Source organism: Luteitalea sp. (assembly GCF_044337415.1).
Taxonomy (GTDB): Bacteria; Acidobacteriota; Vicinamibacteria; order Vicinamibacterales; family Vicinamibacteraceae; genus Luteitalea.
Genome location: NZ_JBIINP010000083.1, coordinates 1 through 17637, shown reverse-complemented (window position 1 = coordinate 17637; position 17637 = coordinate 1). Strand labels below are relative to the sequence as shown.

The following is a 17637-nucleotide window of genomic DNA, read 5'->3' as shown; positions in this document are numbered from 1 at the left end:
TGGAGTCGGAGTTCGGCTACCACATCATCAAGGCCGCCGAGCACCGTCCGGCCCGTACCGTGCCGCTGGCCGAGGTGAGCGACCGCATCGCCCAGGCGCTGCGCCAGCAGAAGCAGCAGCAGCTCGCCCAGGAGTTCGTGCAGCAGCTCAAGGCGAAGGCCAAGGTCGACGTCCTGATGTGATGGCCAGCCTGTTCGGAGCCATCGACGAGGCACTCACGCGCGGCGAGGCGGTGGCGCTGGTCACCATCGTCCGCGCGCAGGGCTCCACGCCACAGCGCGTCGGGGCCCGCATGCTCGTCCATGAGGATGGCCGCACGCTGGGCACCATCGGCGGCGGCTGCTACGAACAGGACGCACTCGGCAAGGCCCGGCTGGCCCTCCAGACCGGGCGCCCCACCCTCGCCCACTACGACCTCAACGACGACTTCGCCGAGGAGCAGGGGCTGATCTGCGGAGGCCAGATGGACGTGTTCATCGACCCGATCACGCCCACGCCCCGCGTCTGCATCATCGGCGCCGGCCACGTCGGCTACCACACGGCGCAGTTGGCGGCCAATGTCGGCTTCCGCGTGACCGTCGTCGACGACCGCGCCTCGTTCGCCGATCCCGCGCGCTTCCCCACCGCCGAGCGCGTCGACGTTGCCGACATCCCGGAGTGGCTGCGCACCGCCGACATCGGCGCGCGCGATTACCTCGTGATCGTGACGCGCGGGCACCGGGAAGACCTCGACGCCCTGCGTGCCGCCCTGGCCCGCCAGACCGCATACGTCGGCCTCATCGGCAGCCGCGCCAAGGTCGCCCGTCTCTGCGCGCGCCTGGCCGAGGACGGCGACGACCCGACGGCGATGGCCCGCGTGCACGCGCCGATCGGGCTCGACCTCGGCGCCGTCTCGCCCGAAGAAATCGCCGTCAGCATCGTCGCCGAGCTGATCGCCCACCGCCGCGGCCGGCTCCAGCCGCACACCGCCGCAGACGACGCCGAAACGGCGCGTGCCGCCCGCCCGATGCAGTGGCGGCCGCCCGCCATTCGCTGACCGGCGGACAAGTCCGCCGGCTACGTACCCTCGGCGGAGCCGGCCGGAGCCTTGAGCGCATCACCACGGCCCGGCGACGGTGAGCGACGCCGCGTGCCGATGCCGTGTCGAGCGCTCCCCGGAAAGTGCGTAGGCGCCGGACTTGTCCGGCGCAAGCGCAGGCGGCCTGTAGCCTGTAGGCTGTAGCCCGTATGCCTGCCTTCGGCCGCGCGCTCCTCTCCGAATTCCCTCTCGACCCGTCGGTCACGTACCTGAACCACGGCACCGTCGGTGTCACGCCCAGGCGCGTGCTCGCGGCACAGCAGGCGATTCGCGACGAGATCGAGCGCCAGCCCAGCCGTTTCCTGCTGCGGGAACTCCATGCGCCCGCCACGTCCGTGGGGTGTCCGCGTGCGGAGACGCCTCGCCTGCGCATCGCCGCCGCACAGGTCGGCGAGTTCCTCGGGGCGCGTGGAGACGACCTGGTGTTCGTGGACAACATCACGACCGGCGCCAACGCCGTGCTCCGATCGTTCCCGTTCGAGGCCGGCGACGAGGTGCTGGTGACCGACCTCGGGTACGGCGGGATCGTCGCCGCCGCGCGCTTCGCCGCCCGCGAGAAGGGCGCGACGGTGACGACGCTGACGATGCCGTATCCCTTCACGCCGGAGGGCATCGCCGCCGCGATCGTGGACGGGGCCGGCCCGCGCACGCGACTGGCCATCGTCGATCACATCTGCGCCGAGAGCGCGCTCGTGCTGCCGGTGGCCGACATCGCCGCCAGGCTGCAGGCAAAGGGCGTCGCCGTGCTGGTCGACGGGGCGCATGCCCCCGGCGCGATCCCGGTGGACATCACGGCACTCGGCGTCGACTGGTACGTCGCCAACCTGCACAAGTGGATGTGGGTGCCACGCAGCAGCGGCATCCTGTGGGCGGCCCCGGAGCGGCAGGCCTCCCTCCACCCGCCGGTGATCTCGTGGGGCCTCGACCTCGGCTTCACCACGACCTTCGACCTGCCCGGCACGCGCGACCCCTCGGCGCACCTGTCGGCCCCCGCCGCCATCGCGCTCTTCGAGGACTGGGGCACCGCCGCCGTCCGCGCCTACATGCATGACCTGGCGTGGCGGGCCGCTCAGCACGTATCCGCGCGCTGGGGCACCGAGTTCACGACGCCGGAAACCATGGTCGGCACGATGGCCACCGTGACGTTGCCTCCGCAGGCCGGCTCGACGCGCGAGGAGGCGCTGCGCCTGCGCGACGCGCTGCTCTTCGAGGACGCCATCGAGATCCCCGTGCACGCCTATCGCGGCCAGCTGCGCGCGCGCATCTCGGCACAGGTCTACAACGACATGGACGACATGGAGCGCCTGGCCGACGCCGTGCTGAAGCGCACCTGACGCCCTTCGCCCTTCGCCCTTCGCCCTTCGCCCTTCGCCCTTTGTCTTTTGTCTTTCATCATTCGGCATCGCAGCATCGCAGCATTCCTGTAGCCTCTCCGCATGTCCTCACTGGTGCTGACCGGCGCCACGGTTCTCACGATGAACGACGCCCTCGACGTCCTCGAGGGACCGGTCGTGGTGCGCGACGGCGTCATCGCGCAAGTGGGTGGCAGGGCGCCAGACGGGGTCCCGTCGATCGACCTCTCCGGCTGCGTGATCCTGCCCGGCTTCGTGCAGACACACATCCACCTCTGCCAGACGCTGTTCCGTGGCGCGGCCGACGACCTCGCGCTGCTCGCGTGGCTCCGGCAGCGTGTGTGGCCGATGGAAGCGGCGCACGACGAGGCGTCGTTGCGCGTGAGCACCCGGCTTGCGGTCCACGAACTCCTCCGCACGGGCACCACGAGCGTCCTGACGATGGAGACCGTGCACGGCACCGACGTGGTGCTCGACACGCTGGCGTCGAGCGGCCTGCGCGCCACCGTCGGCAAGTGCCTGATGGACCGCGACGACGCGGCGCCGGCGCGGCTGAAGCAGCCGGTCGCGACAGCCATCGACGAGGCGCTGCAGCTTCGCGCGGCCTACGACGGCGCAGGCACCGGTCGGATTCGCGTGGCGCTCGCCCCGCGCTTCGCCGTGTCGTGCACCCGCGAGCTCCTCGAGGCGACCGCCGCCGTCTCGACCACGCACGGGATGCTCGTGCACACGCATGCGTCCGAGCAGCGCGACGAGATCGAGGTGGTTCGGGCGATTGCCGGCATGGGCAACCTCGCCTACCTGGCCGACACGGGACTGGCGACGCCCCGCCTGTGTGCGGCGCACTGCGTGTGGGTCGACGAGGCGGAGCAGGCGCTGCTGGCGGAACGCGACGTCAAGGTGATGCACTGCCCTGGCAGCAACCTGAAGCTGGGGTCGGGCCTCGCGCCGGTCACCGAGATGCGGGCGCGGGGCATCACCGTGTCGCTGGGCGCCGACGGCGCCGCCTGCAACAACCGGCTCGACATGTTCGACGAGATGCGGTTGGCAGCGACCCTGCAGGCCGTGCGTCTGGGCCCCGGCGCCTTGCCCGCCCGCGACGTGGTGTGGATGGCGACGCGCGCCGGCGCGACCACGCTGGGCCTGGCCGACGCCATCGGGCAGGTGACGCCGGGGTTCCGGGCCGACCTCGTGGCGGTGGACGTCAGCGGCCCCCTGACCGCCCCGTCGAGCGACCCCTACTCGACCGTGGTGTACGCCAGTCGGGGCACCGATGTGCGCCTGACGATGGTCGACGGCGAGGTGCTGGTGCGCGACGGCGTGCACCAGCGGGTCGACGCGCAGGCCCTGGGACACGAGGCGCGGGCGGAAGCCAGGCGGCTGATGCGCCGAGCCGGGCTGTGACCGAACTTTACAAGGCCAAGTCTGATATGCCGCAGGTGCCCGCCCGGAAGCGCTGGCGGTTTGGCATTCCCCGGCTATAATCACCCCAGGTTGGCACTCTCTCCTCGCGACTGCTAATGGCGACCTCGAATACCCCTCGATCGAGCGCGCTGCCGGCGGATGTGCCGGAGCGGTACCAGCGCCTGCTGGCGACCCTCGTGCGCGCCTACATCGAACACGGCGAGCCCGTGTCGTCGCTGTGGCTGGCGCGGGAGAGCGGCATGGACGTCTCCTCGGCCACGGTCCGCAACGTGCTGGCCCGCCTCGAGGAACTCGGCTTCGTCCGGCAACCCCACACGTCAGCCGGCCGCATCCCCACCGATCAGGGCTACCGGTTCTACGTCGACCTCCTGCTGCACAGCCGACGCCCGTCTCGGGCGCTGAGCGAGCTGGAGGGGCGACTGCGCAAGGCCGGAGGCATGGGTGAGCTGCTCGACAACGTCTCGCAGGAGTTGTCGCGGGCGTCTCACCACATGGGCTTCGCGATCACGCCAGGAGGCCAGGATGCGACCCTGAAGCACGTCGACCTCGTCGGGCTCGACGCGCGGCGCGTGCTCGTGGTCGTCGTGTCGGGTTCTGGGCAGGTGACGCACAAGGTCGTCGAGCTGCCCGATCCGGTCCAGCCCTCGGAACTGACGCAGGCGGCCAACTACCTGAACGCGGAGTTCGCGGGTCTTCCGGTGGCCGAGGTGCGCGAGCGCATCCTCGAGCGCCTGCAGGAGGACCGCGCCCTCTACGACCGCCTGCTCGCACGCGCCCTCCGCCTCGCCTCCGAGACGCTCGGCGAGGTCGCGACCGGCACGCAGGTCTTCATCCACGGCACGCCCTCGCTGCTCGAGGCCGTGGGCAGCGACGACGTGCAGGTGCCGATGGCGACCCTGCGCGCGCTGCTGGCGATGATGGAGGAGAAGCACCGGCTGGTGCAGATCCTCGGCGAATACCTCGACGGGCCCGGGCTCACGGTGGTCATCGGCACCGAGCACACCGAGCCCGGCCTCCAGAACCTGAGCCTGGTCGCGTCGACGTACTCCGACAGCGGGCGACAGGGCGTGATCGGCGTGATCGGCCCCACCCGCATGCGGTACTCCCGGTCCATCGCCGCCGTCGACAGCGCCTCGCGCGCCGTCACGCGCGTGCTGATCGGCGACACGACGGGCGGAGACCCTTCATGAACGACACGCACGTGGACACAGCGGCCGACATCGCCTCCGAGGACGCCCGACCGGTCGAGGCGACCGAGCTGGACGCGCTCCGGCGGGAGCGCGACGAGGCCGCCGACCGCCTGCTTCGCCTCCAGGCGGAGTTCGACAACTACCGCAAGCGCCAGGATCGTGAGCGACGCGAGCTCGGCGACCACTTCGCCGCCGAGTTGCTGGGTGAGTTCCTGCCGGTGCTCGACGATGTGGAGCGCGCGCTCGCGGCAGCGATGGCCACGGCCGAGCCGGCGCTGGCGAGCCATCGCCAGGGCCTCCAGCTCATCCACAAGCAGTTCCTCGAGCTGCTTCGCAAGCGGCAGGTGGCGCCCGTCGACGCGGTGGGGACCGACTTCGACCCGAACGTCCACCAGGCGGTGGGCCAGGAGTTCAGCGCCGACCATCGCGAGGGCGAGGTCCTCGAGGACCTGCGCCGCGGGTATCGCCTCGGCGAGCGCCTCTTGCGCCCGTCGATGGTGAAGGTGGCCACGCGTGGCTAAGCGGGACTACTACGAGGTCCTCGGCGTCGAGCGCACCGCGACGGAGAAGGAACTCAAGAGCGCCTACCGCAAGCTCGCCCTGCAGCACCACCCGGATCGCAATCCCGGGGACCACACCGCCGAGGAGAAGTTCAAGGAGGCGGCCGAAGCCTTCGCGGTCCTCGGCGACAAGGAGAAGCGGGCCGCCTACGACAGGTTCGGCCACGCCGGCGTCGGCGGCGCGGGTGGCCCCCAGTTCGATCCGAGCACCTTCGCCGATTTCGGCGACCTGTTCGGTGGCCTGGGCGACGTGTTCGGGTTCGGTGACCTGTTCGGCGGCGGTGGTGGCCGCAGGCGCGGCGGCCCGCGACGCGGGTCCGACCTGCGCTACGACCTGGAGATCACCTTCGAGCAGGCGGCGCGCGGCCACGAGATGCAGTTGCAGATCCCGCGCGAGGAGACGTGCGAGACCTGCAGCGGGTCGGGCGCGGCGGCGGGCACGGCCCCGGAGACGTGCGGGCAGTGCAGCGGCGCCGGCCAGCTGCGCTACCAGCAGGGCTTCTTCACCGTCGCGCGGCCGTGCGGCACGTGCCGCGGCACCGGGCGCGTCATCGCCTCGCCGTGCGGCACCTGCCGCGGCGCCGGCCGCGTGACGCGTGAGCGGAAGCTCACGGTGCGGATTCCGGCGGGCGTCGCCACCGGCCAGCGCATGCGGCTCAGCGGCGAGGGCGAGCACGGCACGGGCGGCGGTCCGCAGGGCGACCTGTACGTCGTCTTCCATGTCGCCGAGCACGCGTTCTTCCATCGCGAGGGCGACGACCTGCACTGCGAGGTGCCGGTGCAGTTCACCACGCTGGCCCTCGGCGGCACCGTGCAGGTGCCGACGCTCGACGGGCCGCACGCTCTCGACATCCCGGAGGGTACGCAGCCGGGCACCAGCCTCCGCCTGCGCGGCAAGGGCATGCCCAACGTGTCGGGACGCGGCCACGGCGACCTCCACGTGATCGTCGGCGTGCAGGTGCCGAAGAAGCCGTCCAAGGACGTGCGCGAGGCCCTCGAGGCCCTGCGCGCCGTGCTGCCGGCCGACACCGGCGATGCCACCGCCCGCGATCGCGCGCAGGAAGACAAGCCGTTCTTCGAGCGCGTGAAGGACATGTTCGGCTAGCGATGCCTGCCCGGACCTGGCCGGTGCTCCGGCTCACCTTCGCCACGCCGCTCGACGACGAGCGGCAGCAGCAGTTGCTGCTCGACATCGACGATTGCGGCGCCTCCGCCCTCGAGGAGGACGGCGACGTCGTGTCGATCCACTTCAACGCGCCGGCCGACCGCGACGCGGCGGTCGACCTGCTGGCGGCGCGCGGCTGGCTGTCGCAGGCCGCGCTCGCCACCGACGACCTGCCCGACGAGGGCTGGGCTGCGCGGTCGCAGGCCAACCTGCCGGCCGTGCGCGTCGGACGCTTCGTCGTCGCTCCCCCGTGGGACCTGCCGTCGCCAGGGGCCGTCGGCGACGCGCTGCTGATCGAGATCGAGCCCTCGACCGGGTTCGGCACGGGCCACCACCAGTCGACGCGCCTGTGCCTGCGCGCGCTGCAGTCCCTCGACCTGGCGGGGCGGCGCGTGCTCGACGTCGGGACGGGCTCGGGCATCCTCGCGGTCGCGTCGTGGCAACTGGGCGCGGCCGAGGCCATCGGCGTGGACAACGATCCTGACGCCATCGAGGCTGCCGAGGACACGCTGCGCCGCAACGCGGTGCCGGCGGGCGCGGTGCGCGTGGAGGTGCGCGGCCTCGACGACCCTGCACTGCACCCGGCCGATGTCGTCTGCGCCAACCTCACGGGGACGCTGCTGCGCCAGCAGGGCGCGCGCGTGCAGCGCCTGATCGCGCCGGGCGGGCGCGCCGTCCTGAGCGGCTTCACCGAGGACGAGGCGCGCTGGGTGCGCGAGGCCTTCGACGACTGCGACGTCGAGGCGACGCACGACGAGGAGTTCTGGATCGCTTACGTGATGCGGCGGCGCGCGTCGACGCCCCAGGCGTAGCGCACCACGGACAGGGCCGCCAGCGGCACGTGCTCGGCCCGCAGCGTCACCGGCACGACCGTCCAGGGCTGCCAGCCCGCGTCGCGGGCCAGTCGCACTTCCTCGTCGGTCCAGCCGCCCTCGGGACCGACCGCCAGCGCCGTGGCGCGCGCCGGGACCGGCACGTCGCCCACGTGGTCTCCCGCCACCGCTGGCTCGGCAAGCCAGAGCCGCACGGGCACGTCGACCAGCGACGACCGCAGCGTCTCCGCCAGCGGGCTCGTGTCGTGCAAGTCGGGCAGCACCGCCCGCCCGCACTGCTTGGCGGCCGCGATCGCCACCCGCTGCCAGCGATCCCGCGCCGCAGCCGCCGCCTTGGCCGGGACGTTGGTGCGTGCGCTGACGATCGGCAGGATCGCCGTCGCCCCGAGCACGGTCGCGTCGCGGATCACCGCATCCATCGCGTCGCCCTTCAACAGGGCCTGCACGACCACGAGCGGCGCCTCGGCTTCCGGCGCCGGCACGAGGGCGCCCTCCACGGCGACGACGCTGCGCGAGGGCGACACCTGGCGGACCGTCGCCTCGTGCAGGTGGCCCCGCCCGTCGAAGACCTCGACGCGATCGCCGTCGCGCAGGCGCAGCACGCGCGCGAGATGGGTGCTCTCGCCAGGCGGCAGCACCACCGTCGAGGAATCGTGGGTCAGGTCCGGCGCAAAAAATCGATGAGACACGGCATCACGAAAGGCTGAGGATACCTGTCCGCCGAAGCGGCGGCACCGTCATGCGGACCTGTCCGCCGAAGCGGCGAAGGCTTCATGTGGACTTGTCCGCCGAAGCGGCGAAGCCGCCGTGTGGACTTGTCCGCCGAAGCGGCGGCACCGTCATGCGGACTTGTCCGCCGAAGCGGCGAAGCCGCGAAGGCGGATATACTCACCCCCCGGCATGCTCTTCAAGGGCCAGACCCTCGGCAAGTATCGCATCCTGTCTCCACTGGGAAGCGGCGGGTTTGGCACCGTGTACCTCGCGCGCGACACCTGGCTGGACAAACAGGTCGCCATCAAGGTGCCCCACCGGCAGGGCCTCGACTTCTCCGAACTGCTGCGCGAGCCCCGCCTGCTGGCCAGCGTGAACCACCCCAACATCGTCGCCATCACGACGGCCGACAAGCAGGACGACGTCTTCTTCATCGTGATGGAGTACGTCGCGGGCGAGACGCTGGAGAGCGTGCTCGAGCGGGAGGGCGCCCTCGACCTCCCGCGGGCGCTGGACTACACGGTGCAGATCGGCAACGCCGTGGACCACGCGCACAAGCAGGGCGTGATCCACCGCGACCTGCGCCCGGCCAACGTGCTGGTCTCCGAGAACGGCATGCTGAAGGTGGCCGACTTCGGCACCTCGCGCTTCCTCGAGATCGCGGCCCACGGCACCACGGTGATCGGCAGTCCGGCCTTCATGTCGCCGGAGCAGTTCCAGGGGAAGGCCGTGTTCGCCTCGGACCTCTACTCGGTGGGCGTCACGATGTACCAGATGCTCACCGGCGAGCTGCCGTACGAGCCGCCGCCGCCCTCGGGCCTGCACAAGCTGCTCACCGGCGAACTGGTCACGCCGCCGCGATCGCGCAACCCGGCGATTCCCCGGCGCCTGAACGACATCGTGATGAAGTGCCTGGCGCCGCAGGTGACCGACCGCTATGCCCGCGCCTCGGACCTGCTCGACGACCTGCTGGCGGCCAAGCCCGTGATCCTCGGCACGCCGGGCCCGCGCGCCATCGCCGATCTGGGCCTCGACGAGGTGAACCGGCCCCCGCGATCGTCGGCCCCGCCGCTGCCCCGGGCCGTCAAGTACCAGGACCGCGAGGCCGCCCGCAACTGCTGGCACTGCCGTCGCCCGCTGCACAACCTGGCGACCAAGTGCCCGTTCTGCGGGGAGCAACAGTAATTGGAAATTCGAGATTTGAGATTCATTGGCGGCCGGCCTGTCGGCCTTGCCGCTCGAGACATCCCGAGGGGCGGCGGCGCAGCCGCGCCCCCCGAGAATTTCGAATGTCGAATCTCAAATTGCCACGTCAGCGCGGGACGTCGGACAGCTTCACCACTGCCCCGCCGCGCGCCTTGCTGAGATCGGCGGCCTCCATGAACGCCAGCGTCTCCAGCGTCTCCTCGGGTGCCACCGGTGCCTTGCCGGTCTTGAAGAACTCCATCATCCGCACGAGCAGGCCGTAGTACCCCGCGCGGCGCTTGCCGCCGCCGGGCAGCGGCATCTCCGAGGTCGCCGACAGCACCTCCTTCTCACCGAAGACCGTCTGGCCGTAGGTGCTGTACTTGCCGTGCCGCACGCCGCGGACGGTGCCGACGCGCCCGTCCGCCCACGTGCCCGTCACGACATCGGTGCCCGGCGTGTGGGTGCGGCTCACCGACACGCAGCCCGGGCCCATCAACTGGTAGAGCGTCTCCACGGCGTGGACCGCGTACCAGAAGAGGTCGGGATGATGCGGCTCGATCGTCGCCGGTCCCCAGGTCGACGCCCCGAGCACGGCGCCGGTGCGCGCCGCGTCCTGCAGCATCAGCACGTCCTCGACGTAGCGTCGCGACGAGGCGCTGAACACGGGCACGTTGCCGGCCTTGGCGAGGCGCACGATCTCGGCGGCGTCCTTCGTGCTCGCGGCCATCGGCTTGTCGATGAAGAGCGGCTTGCGGGCCGCGATCACCGGCCGCGCCTGGGCCAGGTGCGGCCGGGCGTCCACGCTCTCGAGCATCACCACGTCCACCTTGGGCAGCAGCGCCTCGATGGAATCGACGATCTCGAGCTTCCACTTGTCGCGCAGTTCCGCAGTGAACTTGTCGACGCGCGTCGCGCTGGCCTCGACGTCCGGGCTGCCGCCCTTGAAGGCCGCCACGACGCGGGCGCCGGGGATGTGGTCGGGGTTGGCCGGGTCGTTCAGGATCGACGTGAACGCCGTGACGTGCGACGTGTCGAGCCCGATCATGCCGACGCGCAACGGCGTGCCGCCGGTGGCCTGTGTCGCCGTCGCAGCCGACAGGCCGGTGCGCCAGGCGGGGGTGGTGGCCGCGGCGGCGCCCATCAGGAGCCCGCCAATCACTTCGCGTCGTGTCTGCATATAGAAGGCTCAGGTCTCAAGGCTCAAGGCTCAGAGAGCAGGCTACAGGTCTCAGGTCTCAGGCGGTATGTCGGATCCCGGTGTCCGTACCCGGCACCCCGTACCCGGCACCCCGTACCCGGCACCCGGTACCCGGTACCCGCCTACGTAAAGATGTACGGCGCTCGCTGCGGGCGCGAGATCCAGCCGTTGGCCTCGTCGTCGTTGTGGAAACGCTCGCGGGCCGGGTCCCACTTCAGCGTCCGGCCGGCGCGCATCGCCATGTGGTGCAGCAGGCATGCCGAGCACGAGCGGTGTCCCACCTCGACCGGCGCGATCGGCTGCTGGCGCGTGCGAATCGCCTCGAGCCAGTTGCCGTGCTGGTCGCGGCTGTCGATCAGGTGCACCTCGTCGGGGCCGATGACCGACGTCAGGATCCTCGGGTCGCTCGCGTCCATCGCTTTGGGATTGCCGCGCCAGGCGTCGGGTGCTGTGCCGCTCAGGCCGGCGCCCACGCGGTTGACGAAGATCCAGCCGTCGGTCCCGATGAACTTGACGCCGTTCTGGATGGCGTCGCTCACCACCATGTGCACACCGTCGGCGTAGCGCGCCTCCGTCCTGAAGGGCCCGTGCACGTCCCACACGCCACTCTTCGGGAACTGCGCGCTGCCCCAGATCTCCACCGGACCGGTGTGCTCGGCGCCCATCCCCCAGTGCGCCGTGTCGATGTGATGCGCGCCCCAGCCGGTGATCATCCCGGCGCCGAACTGTTCACAGCGCAGCCAGCCCGGGCGGTCGTAGCCGACCTGCGGGTGCACGCGCTTCTCCCGGTACGGCACGTCTGGCGTGGAGCCGAGCCACATGTCGTAGTTGAAGTGCGCAGGTGGCGTCGTCGCTGGCTCGTCCTGGCCAGCCGGATCGGCAGCCAGTCCGACCTCGACGCGCACGAGCTTCCCGAGGCGGCCGTTGCGCACGAGCTCACACGCGTACCGATGCTGCGGCAGCGAACGGTTCTGGCTCCCCAACTGCAGGATGCGCCCCGTGCGCTGCACGGCGTACGACAGCGCGCGCCCCTCGGCGATCGTCAACGACGCCGGCTTCTGCAGGTACACGTCCTTGCCGGCCTCGACGGCGGCAATGGCCAGCGGCGCGTGCCAGTGATCCGGCGTGCTGATCAGCACGGCGTCGATGTCGCGGTTGAGCAGCAGTTCGCGATAGTCGTCGTACATCCGCACGCCGTCGTAGGCGCGCCCGGTCTGCTTCGCGTAGAAGTCGTTGACGAAGCGCTTGCCGTCCTCGAGCCGGTGCCGATCGAGGTCGCACACGGCCATGATGCGCGCCGAGTCGAAGGCCAGCGTCTCGGGCATGTCGTGATCGCGCGAGATGCGACCGACGCCGATGGCGGCGACGTTGATGCGGTTGCTCGGCGCGGTCGCGCCGAACACCGTCGAGGGCACCAAAGCGGGCGCGGCGACGCCGAGGAGGGGCGACGCCGCCGCACCCATCCCGGCAGAGGCCAGGAAAGACCGACGGGAGACGGGGCCGTTGTTCGACATGCGATTGTCCGGGCCCCTGGCTACCTGCCGAGGACCGGGGTTGTGGCCTTGGCCTGCGCCTCGAGCACCAGTTGCGCGGCGAGGAACGCGTGTGCGTGCGTCATCGCCGTCTCGGTGCGATTGACGATGTCGTCGAGCAGGCGGGCGCCGTACGGCAGGGGCGTGTCCTTGGCCTCCACGTAGCGCGTCTCCTTCTGGTCGACGAGGAACAGGTGACTGCCGCCCGGCCGGCCGGCGAGATCCACGTTCGGGCGGATCTCGATGTAGCCGTCGGTGCCCATCACCGTCAGGCGCGAGTCGCCGAACGACTGCACGCCGCCCGGGGTGAACCAGTCGACGCGGAAGTAGCCGCTCCCCTTGTCGCTGCGCAGCATCGCGTCGCCGAAGTCCTGGAACCGCGGACGGTCGGGGTGATGGAGGTTGCCCACCTGCGAGGCGACCACCTCGGCGCGCGTCGCGCGCGTGAAGGCCAGGAAGTAGTCGGTCTGGTGCGTGCCGAGGTCGGTGATCACGCCACCGAACTGGTCGGGATTCCAGAACCAGTCCGGGCGGTTGGCGCCGAGCCGGTGTGGGCCGAGCCCCATGGTGTGCAGGACCGTGCCGATGGCGCCCGCATGCACGAGTTCCACGGCCCGCTGCGTCGCCGGGCTCTCGAGCCGGCCACCGTAGAGGATCGAGTAGATCCGCTTCGTCTCGGCCTGCACCCGCCGCACCTCGGCCAGCTGCGCAAGCGTCGTCACGCCCGGCTTGTCGGCCATGAAGTCCTTGCCGGCCTTCATCACGCGGATCCCGAGGGGCGCCCGCTCGTTCGGAATGGCGGCACTCACCACGAGCTGGATCCGGCGGTCGTCGAGCACCTCCTGTTCGCTGCGCGCCACGGCGGCCTGCGGGAAGCGCTTGGTGAACGCCGCAAGCAGGTCGGGTTCCTTCGCATACACCGAGACCAGTTCGCCGCCATGCGTCAGCACGGTCTCGACCTGGCTGTAGACGTGCCCGTGGTTGAGGCCGACGGCGGCAAACCGCACGGGCGGGCGAGTGGCGGCCGAGGGCTGTGGCGCGGCGAGTGTTTCGCTGCGCTGGCGCCGGCCGGCGCGCGCCGGATCGAACGCCCCGGGGGGCACCATGGCCATGGCGGCCCCTGAGGTGGACAGGGTGTTGATGAAGGTGCGTCGGTTCACGGGCTCCTCTGGCCTGCGGGCGCGTCGGCTGGCGGAGTGGCCGCCGACAGGCTGTCGTGTGCCGCCTAGCCTATGCGATCTCGCCCCGTCCGATCACCAGAACAGCAGCGGCCACTCGTCACTCGTTGAGACAAAGGGCAGGTGCGAGCCGCCCCCAGCCACAGGCGGTCCATCGTCGGCGCCGGCGTTCATGTGGGCTGCGCGGACTGCCGATTGGCAGGGAGGGCCAGTCATGCACCTCAACGACCTCCTCACTCACGCCGTCCGCAGTGGCGCGTCCGACATCCACATCAAGGTAGGCAGCTACCCGATGATGCGGGTGGACGGCGTGCTGATGGTCGCCAACGAGACGCGCCGCCTCGAGCGCGACGACACCGAGACCATGGCCGCCACGGTGCTCAACGTCGAGCAGCGCAAGTACTTCGTGGCGCACCAGGAGATCGACGCGGCGTACAGCATCGCTGGGCTGGGCCGGTTCCGCTGCAACGTCTTCACCCAGCGCGGCACCATCTCGCTGGTCATCCGCGTCATCTCGACGAAGGTGCCGACGGTCGACGCCCTCGAACTCCCCGACGTGCTCAAGCGCATCGCCGAGGAGGAACGCGGACTGGTGCTGGTGACCGGCACCACGGGGTCGGGCAAGAGCACGACGCTGGCCGCGATGATCGATCACATCAACGAGCTGCGCTCGTCGCACATCGTGACGGTCGAGGACCCGATCGAGTACCTGCACCGCGACCGCAAGTCCATCGTCAACCAGCGCGAGATCAACGTCGACACCAAGTCGTTCGCGCACGCCCTGCGGTCGGCGCTGCGGCAGGACCCCGACGTGATCCTCGTCGGCGAGATGCGCGATCTCGAGACCGTCGAGACCGCCCTGCTGGCCGCCGAGACCGGCCACCTCGTGTTCTCCACGCTGCACACACTCGACGCGCCCGAGAGCATCAACCGCATCGTGGCGGTGTTCCCGCCGCACCAGCAGCGCCAGGTCCGCCTCCAGCTCGCCAGCGTGCTCAAGGCCGTGGTGTCGCAGCGCCTGCTGCCCCGCGTCGCGGGCGCCGGCCGCGTGGCCGCCGTCGAGGTGATGATCAGCACGCCGTTCATCCGCGACTGCGTCTCCGACAAGGAGAAGACGCACCTGATTCACGGCGCCATCGCCGCCGGCACGTCGCAGTACGGCATGCAGACGTTCGACCAGCACCTGTTCCTGATGTACACGCGCGGCGTCATCAGCTACGACGATGCGATGCGCTACGCCTCGAACAAGGACGAGTTCAAGCTGAAGGTGCAGGGCATCTCCACCACCTCCGACATGGCGCGCGACGAGATGCTGCACGCCTCGCTCGGGCGGCCGGCCGGATCGCCCGAGATCACCCGCTTCAGCAGCTAATCCGCCCCAACACTCCTGTCCGTGACACCCCGGGCGACGTCCTGCCGCCCCGTCGGGCTGCACCTTGGTCGAAACTCGCCCTAAGTCGTGGTGCCGACGCGCGACCTCGGCGCTAGGCTGCTCCCATCGACGTCCCGCAGGTGGCGGGACGGTGCCGCGGTTTGCGCGCACCGCCGTCAGGTGTCCAGCGCAGGGACGGCTCGGTGTTCCGCCGCGCCGCTCTCGAGCCGGCAGTCCGGCCCGCGCTCCCCTCGGTGACCAGGAGTCCCCAGTCCATGACGCAGAATCTCTTGTCGTTCTTGCAAGGCCAGTTGTCCGGCGACGTCATTTCGCAGGTCTCGTCGTTCCTCGGCGAGCCTCCCGCCCAGACCGGCTCGGCCGTGTCGGCCGGCCTCCAGGCGGTCCTCGGGGCCATGACGCAGAAGGCCGCCTCGCCGCAGGGCGCGAGCGACCTGCTCGGCATGCTCACGAAGGTCAGCGGCGACTCCACGTTCGGTAACGTGGCGAGCCTGCTCACGAGCGGCGGCAGCCTGGGCGACGTGGCCAAGTTCGGCGCGCCGCTGGTGGCCTCGCTCTTCGGCGGCCAGCAGGCCGGCATCATCAACTGGCTCGCCTCGGCGGCCGGCATCGGCAAGGGCTCGGCCGGCTCGTTGCTCGGCCTGATGGCGCCGATGGTGATGGGTGGCGTCAGCAAGTACCTGTCGTCCAACGGCGGTGGCGTGAACGCGTCGGCGCTCGGCAGCCTGTTCTCGAGCCAGGCGGCGTCGCTGCTCGGCAACGCCCCCGCCGGCCTGGCGGGCGCCCTCGGCGTGTCGAGCCTGGCGGACCTGTCGCGCGCGCCGAAGGCCGTCGCGGCGGCCGTCGACGAGGCCAAGGACACGGGCCTCGGGTTCCTCAAGTGGGTGCTGCCCCTGCTCGCCCTCGCGGCGCTGGTGGCCTACATGATGAGCCGGCAGTCGGCGGTCGAGGATGCGGCCAAGACGGCGGCCGAGAACGCGGCGGCCACAGCCTCCAGCGCCGCAGCGGCGACCACGGCCGCAGCCAACAGCGCGGCCGCAACGGCCACCGATGCGGCGGCCACGGCTGCGGGCGCGGTGAAGGACGCCGCGGCGGCCCTCGGCGCCATGGTCGAGCGCTCGCTGCCGAACCTGCCGTCGATCCGCGTGCCGGAGAACGGCATCGAGTCGCGCCTGCTCGCGTTCATCACCGACGCCGGCAAGGCCGTCGACACGACCACCTGGTTCTCGTTCGACCGCCTCGAATTCGAGACGGGCTCGGCCACGCTGAAGCCGACCTCGAACGACCAGCTCGATGCCATCGCGGCCATCCTGAAGGCCTACCCGAACGTCAATATCAAGATCGGTGGCTACACGGACAACACCGGCGACAAGGCCGCGAACCAGAAGCTCTCGCAGGCTCGCGCCGAGAACACGATGAAGGCCATCGTCGAGCGCGGCATCGCCGCGACGCGCCTGGCGGCCGAGGGCTACGGCGACCAGTTCCCGGTGGCGAGCAACGACACCGAGGACGGCCGCGCCCGCAACCGCCGCATCGACGTGCGCGTGACCAAGAAGTAGCTCGCCGCATGCCGAGTCGGCCTCCTTCGGGGGGCCGGGTAAGGGCTGGAGGTCGTCCGGAGCCGGGGAGGGCTCGGGCCGGCCCTCGGCCCTTTCTTCGTTCAGCGCCACCCGCGGCCGCGGCGTCCCTCTGGCCATTGCTAGGATCCTGGTCGTGCCTCGCGAGTCCACCCCGCCCGACCCGTACGTCTACGGTCTCGCCGCCCTGGGAAGGCGCGAACTCACCGAGCGGCAACTACGGGATCGGCTGGCCCGTCGGGGCTGCGACGCCGATGCCGTCGAGGCGGCGCTGAGCCGCCTCAAGCGCGACGGCCTGCTCGACGACACTCGCGCCGCGCGCGCCTTTGCGCGAACCGAGAGCCGCATCAAGCATCGCGGTCCGCAGCGCATCCGGCGCTCGCTCGAGCAGATGGGACTCGACCGGCAGGCAGCCCGGGCCGCGACCGACGAGGGGTTCGAGGAGCGCTCGGTGGCCGAGACCCTCGAGGCCGCGCTGGCGCGACGGCTACGAGGCCCCATCACGGACGACCGTCACGCGCAGCGTCTGGTGGCCTACCTCGTGCGGCAGGGCTTCGACCTGCCGGACGCAATCGCCGCCATCCGCCGTCGACGGGCGCCGCGCGTGGACGACTAGCCGTCCACGCGCCCCCTCCGACCGGGCGGTCCGCTACCGGGCAGCGAAGACGAACTTCCTGAACGCCGCGGGGACGTGGAAGCTCGGCGCCCCGGTGGGCGACCACGCGCGGTTCACGGCGCCATCCTTCGGCGCCGCGGGCCCGTTCGGGCGCTCGATGCGGAAGGCATTGAAGCCCCAGGCCTCCCCTGGCGCCGGCGGCAACGCCACCTTCTCGGGGAGCGGGAGCGACCGGAAGCCCGCCCACGGCGCGAAGGCCGTCGCGATCCACCGCTTCGGCGATCCATCGGCGTTCTTCTCATGTCGGACCGAGGTCTCGAGCCCTTCGTGGTTCCAGGTGAGGTCCGACGTGACGGTGGGATGCGGCGCCACCATACGCACGTCGCAGACGACGTTGGTCGGGCTGATTTCGAGTTCCCAGTAGTCCTTCCCGGCCCACGCCGGGTCGAGGAAGATCTCCACGACCTCCTCGTCCCACAGGTGATCGTCGCGCTTCGTCATGGTCGCCCAGGGCGCCGGGTCGTCGGCATCCCAGCGCAGGTAGAGGCCGTCGGGCGCCCAGAGCGCCCGCAAGCGGGTCTCGTAGGGCGCACTCCCCCACGTGAGCACCTCGGCGGACTTCCAGGCGCCATCGTCGGCGGCCA

At 71.1% G+C, this 17637-nt stretch carries 17 protein-coding genes; 12 read left to right on the top strand and 5 right to left on the bottom strand.

All coding sequences use genetic code 11. The features are described from left to right. The 8 genes from ACIRDX_RS13195 to ACIRDX_RS13160 form a co-directional block, all read left to right on the top strand. On the top strand, positions 1-182 hold a 182-nt coding region (locus ACIRDX_RS13195), incomplete at its 5' end, for a peptidylprolyl isomerase (protein ID WP_396625898.1). Next, positions 182-1036: an XdhC family protein gene (locus ACIRDX_RS13190; RefSeq protein ID WP_396625897.1), complete on the top strand. Its 855-nt coding sequence runs from the start codon at positions 182-184 to the stop codon at positions 1034-1036. The genes ACIRDX_RS13195 and ACIRDX_RS13190, both read left to right, overlap by 1 nt. A gap of 191 nt (positions 1037-1227) precedes the next feature. Further along, a complete protein-coding gene (locus ACIRDX_RS13185; protein ID WP_396625896.1) occupies positions 1228-2412 on the top strand; it encodes an aminotransferase class V-fold PLP-dependent enzyme in 1185 nt (394 codons plus the stop codon). Positions 2413-2514: 102 nt separating this feature from the next. Then, positions 2515-3834 carry a 5'-deoxyadenosine deaminase gene (locus ACIRDX_RS13180; protein WP_396625895.1) on the top strand — a complete coding sequence of 440 codons (1320 nt, stop codon included), beginning with the start codon at positions 2515-2517 and terminating at the stop codon, positions 3832-3834. Positions 3835-3950: 116 nt separating this feature from the next. Continuing rightward, positions 3951-5045 carry a heat-inducible transcriptional repressor HrcA gene (gene hrcA, locus ACIRDX_RS13175; protein ID WP_396625894.1) on the top strand — a complete coding sequence of 365 codons (1095 nt, stop codon included), beginning with the start codon at positions 3951-3953 and terminating at the stop codon, positions 5043-5045. Continuing rightward, positions 5042-5566, top strand: a complete 525-nt coding sequence (grpE, locus tag ACIRDX_RS13170) for a nucleotide exchange factor GrpE (protein WP_396625893.1) — start codon at positions 5042-5044, stop codon at positions 5564-5566. The genes hrcA and grpE overlap by 4 nt, the downstream gene beginning before the upstream one ends. Then, positions 5559-6710: a molecular chaperone DnaJ gene (gene dnaJ, locus ACIRDX_RS13165; protein WP_396625892.1), complete on the top strand. Its 1152-nt coding sequence runs from the start codon at positions 5559-5561 to the stop codon at positions 6708-6710. The genes grpE and dnaJ overlap by 8 nt, the downstream gene beginning before the upstream one ends. Before the next feature lie 2 nt (positions 6711-6712). Next, the gene (locus ACIRDX_RS13160; RefSeq protein WP_396625891.1) at positions 6713-7582 is read left to right on the top strand and encodes a 50S ribosomal protein L11 methyltransferase; all 870 of its coding nucleotides are present in this window, start codon (positions 6713-6715) and stop codon (positions 7580-7582) included. Here the strand turns inward: ACIRDX_RS13160 and ACIRDX_RS13155 are convergent. Further along, positions 7543-8292 carry an RsmE family RNA methyltransferase gene (locus ACIRDX_RS13155; protein WP_396625890.1) on the bottom strand — a complete coding sequence of 250 codons (750 nt, stop codon included), beginning with the start codon at positions 8290-8292 and terminating at the stop codon, positions 7543-7545. The genes ACIRDX_RS13160 and ACIRDX_RS13155 overlap by 40 nt on opposite strands. Before the next feature lie 211 nt (positions 8293-8503). Between ACIRDX_RS13155 and ACIRDX_RS13150 the strand changes: the two genes are divergently transcribed. After that, entirely contained in the window at positions 8504-9499 is a 996-nt protein-coding gene (locus ACIRDX_RS13150) for a serine/threonine-protein kinase (RefSeq protein ID WP_396625889.1), read from the top strand. 127 nt (positions 9500-9626) lie between these two features. On the opposite strand, the gene ACIRDX_RS13145 is transcribed toward ACIRDX_RS13150, so the two are convergent. From ACIRDX_RS13145 to ACIRDX_RS13135, 3 genes are all read right to left on the bottom strand, one after another. Beyond that, complete coding sequence (locus tag ACIRDX_RS13145; protein ID WP_396625888.1) at positions 9627-10679, bottom strand: Gfo/Idh/MocA family protein; 1053 nt, start codon at positions 10677-10679, stop codon at positions 9627-9629. Positions 10680-10822: 143 nt separating this feature from the next. Then, positions 10823-12214, bottom strand: a complete 1392-nt coding sequence (locus ACIRDX_RS13140) for a Gfo/Idh/MocA family protein (protein ID WP_396625887.1) — start codon at positions 12212-12214, stop codon at positions 10823-10825. 20 nt (positions 12215-12234) lie between these two features. Continuing rightward, positions 12235-13392: a Gfo/Idh/MocA family protein gene (locus ACIRDX_RS13135; protein ID WP_396625886.1), complete on the bottom strand. Its 1158-nt coding sequence runs from the start codon at positions 13390-13392 to the stop codon at positions 12235-12237. Positions 13393-13624: 232 nt separating this feature from the next. Here ACIRDX_RS13135 and ACIRDX_RS13130 point away from each other — a divergent pair, with 232 nt between their 5' ends. The 3 genes from ACIRDX_RS13130 (at position 13625) to ACIRDX_RS13120 (ending at position 16993) form a co-directional block, all read left to right on the top strand. Then, complete coding sequence (locus ACIRDX_RS13130) at positions 13625-14782, top strand: type IV pilus twitching motility protein PilT (RefSeq protein WP_396625885.1); 1158 nt, start codon at positions 13625-13627, stop codon at positions 14780-14782. Positions 14783-15057: 275 nt separating this feature from the next. Further along, the gene (locus ACIRDX_RS13125; RefSeq protein ID WP_396625884.1) at positions 15058-16359 is read left to right on the top strand and encodes a DUF937 domain-containing protein; all 1302 of its coding nucleotides are present in this window, start codon (positions 15058-15060) and stop codon (positions 16357-16359) included. A 154-nt stretch (positions 16360-16513) separates the two neighbouring features. Further along, entirely contained in the window at positions 16514-16993 is a 480-nt protein-coding gene (locus tag ACIRDX_RS13120) for a regulatory protein RecX (protein WP_396625883.1), read from the top strand. A 33-nt stretch (positions 16994-17026) separates the two neighbouring features. On the opposite strand, the gene ACIRDX_RS13115 is transcribed toward ACIRDX_RS13120, so the two are convergent. Continuing rightward, positions 17027-17637 (bottom strand): carbohydrate-binding family 9-like protein (locus ACIRDX_RS13115; RefSeq protein ID WP_396625882.1); only part of this gene is annotated, 611 nt, incomplete at its 5' end.

Coding starts and splice junctions, on each gene's coding strand:
- ACIRDX_RS13190 (WP_396625897.1), top strand. CDS start 182: ATGGCCAGCCTGTTCGGAGCCATCGACGAGGCACTCACGCGCGGCGAG.
- ACIRDX_RS13185 (WP_396625896.1), top strand. CDS start 1,228: ATGCCTGCCTTCGGCCGCGCGCTCCTCTCCGAATTCCCTCTCGACCCG.
- ACIRDX_RS13180 (WP_396625895.1), top strand. CDS start 2,515: ATGTCCTCACTGGTGCTGACCGGCGCCACGGTTCTCACGATGAACGAC.
- hrcA (WP_396625894.1), top strand. CDS start 3,951: ATGGCGACCTCGAATACCCCTCGATCGAGCGCGCTGCCGGCGGATGTG.
- grpE (WP_396625893.1), top strand. CDS start 5,042: ATGAACGACACGCACGTGGACACAGCGGCCGACATCGCCTCCGAGGAC.
- ACIRDX_RS13160 (WP_396625891.1), top strand. CDS start 6,713: ATGCCTGCCCGGACCTGGCCGGTGCTCCGGCTCACCTTCGCCACGCCG.
- ACIRDX_RS13150 (WP_396625889.1), top strand. CDS start 8,504: ATGCTCTTCAAGGGCCAGACCCTCGGCAAGTATCGCATCCTGTCTCCA.
- ACIRDX_RS13145 (WP_396625888.1), bottom strand. CDS start 10,679: ATGCAGACACGACGCGAAGTGATTGGCGGGCTCCTGATGGGCGCCGCC.
- ACIRDX_RS13140 (WP_396625887.1), bottom strand. CDS start 12,214: ATGTCGAACAACGGCCCCGTCTCCCGTCGGTCTTTCCTGGCCTCTGCC.
- ACIRDX_RS13130 (WP_396625885.1), top strand. CDS start 13,625: ATGCACCTCAACGACCTCCTCACTCACGCCGTCCGCAGTGGCGCGTCC.
- ACIRDX_RS13125 (WP_396625884.1), top strand. CDS start 15,058: ATGACGCAGAATCTCTTGTCGTTCTTGCAAGGCCAGTTGTCCGGCGAC.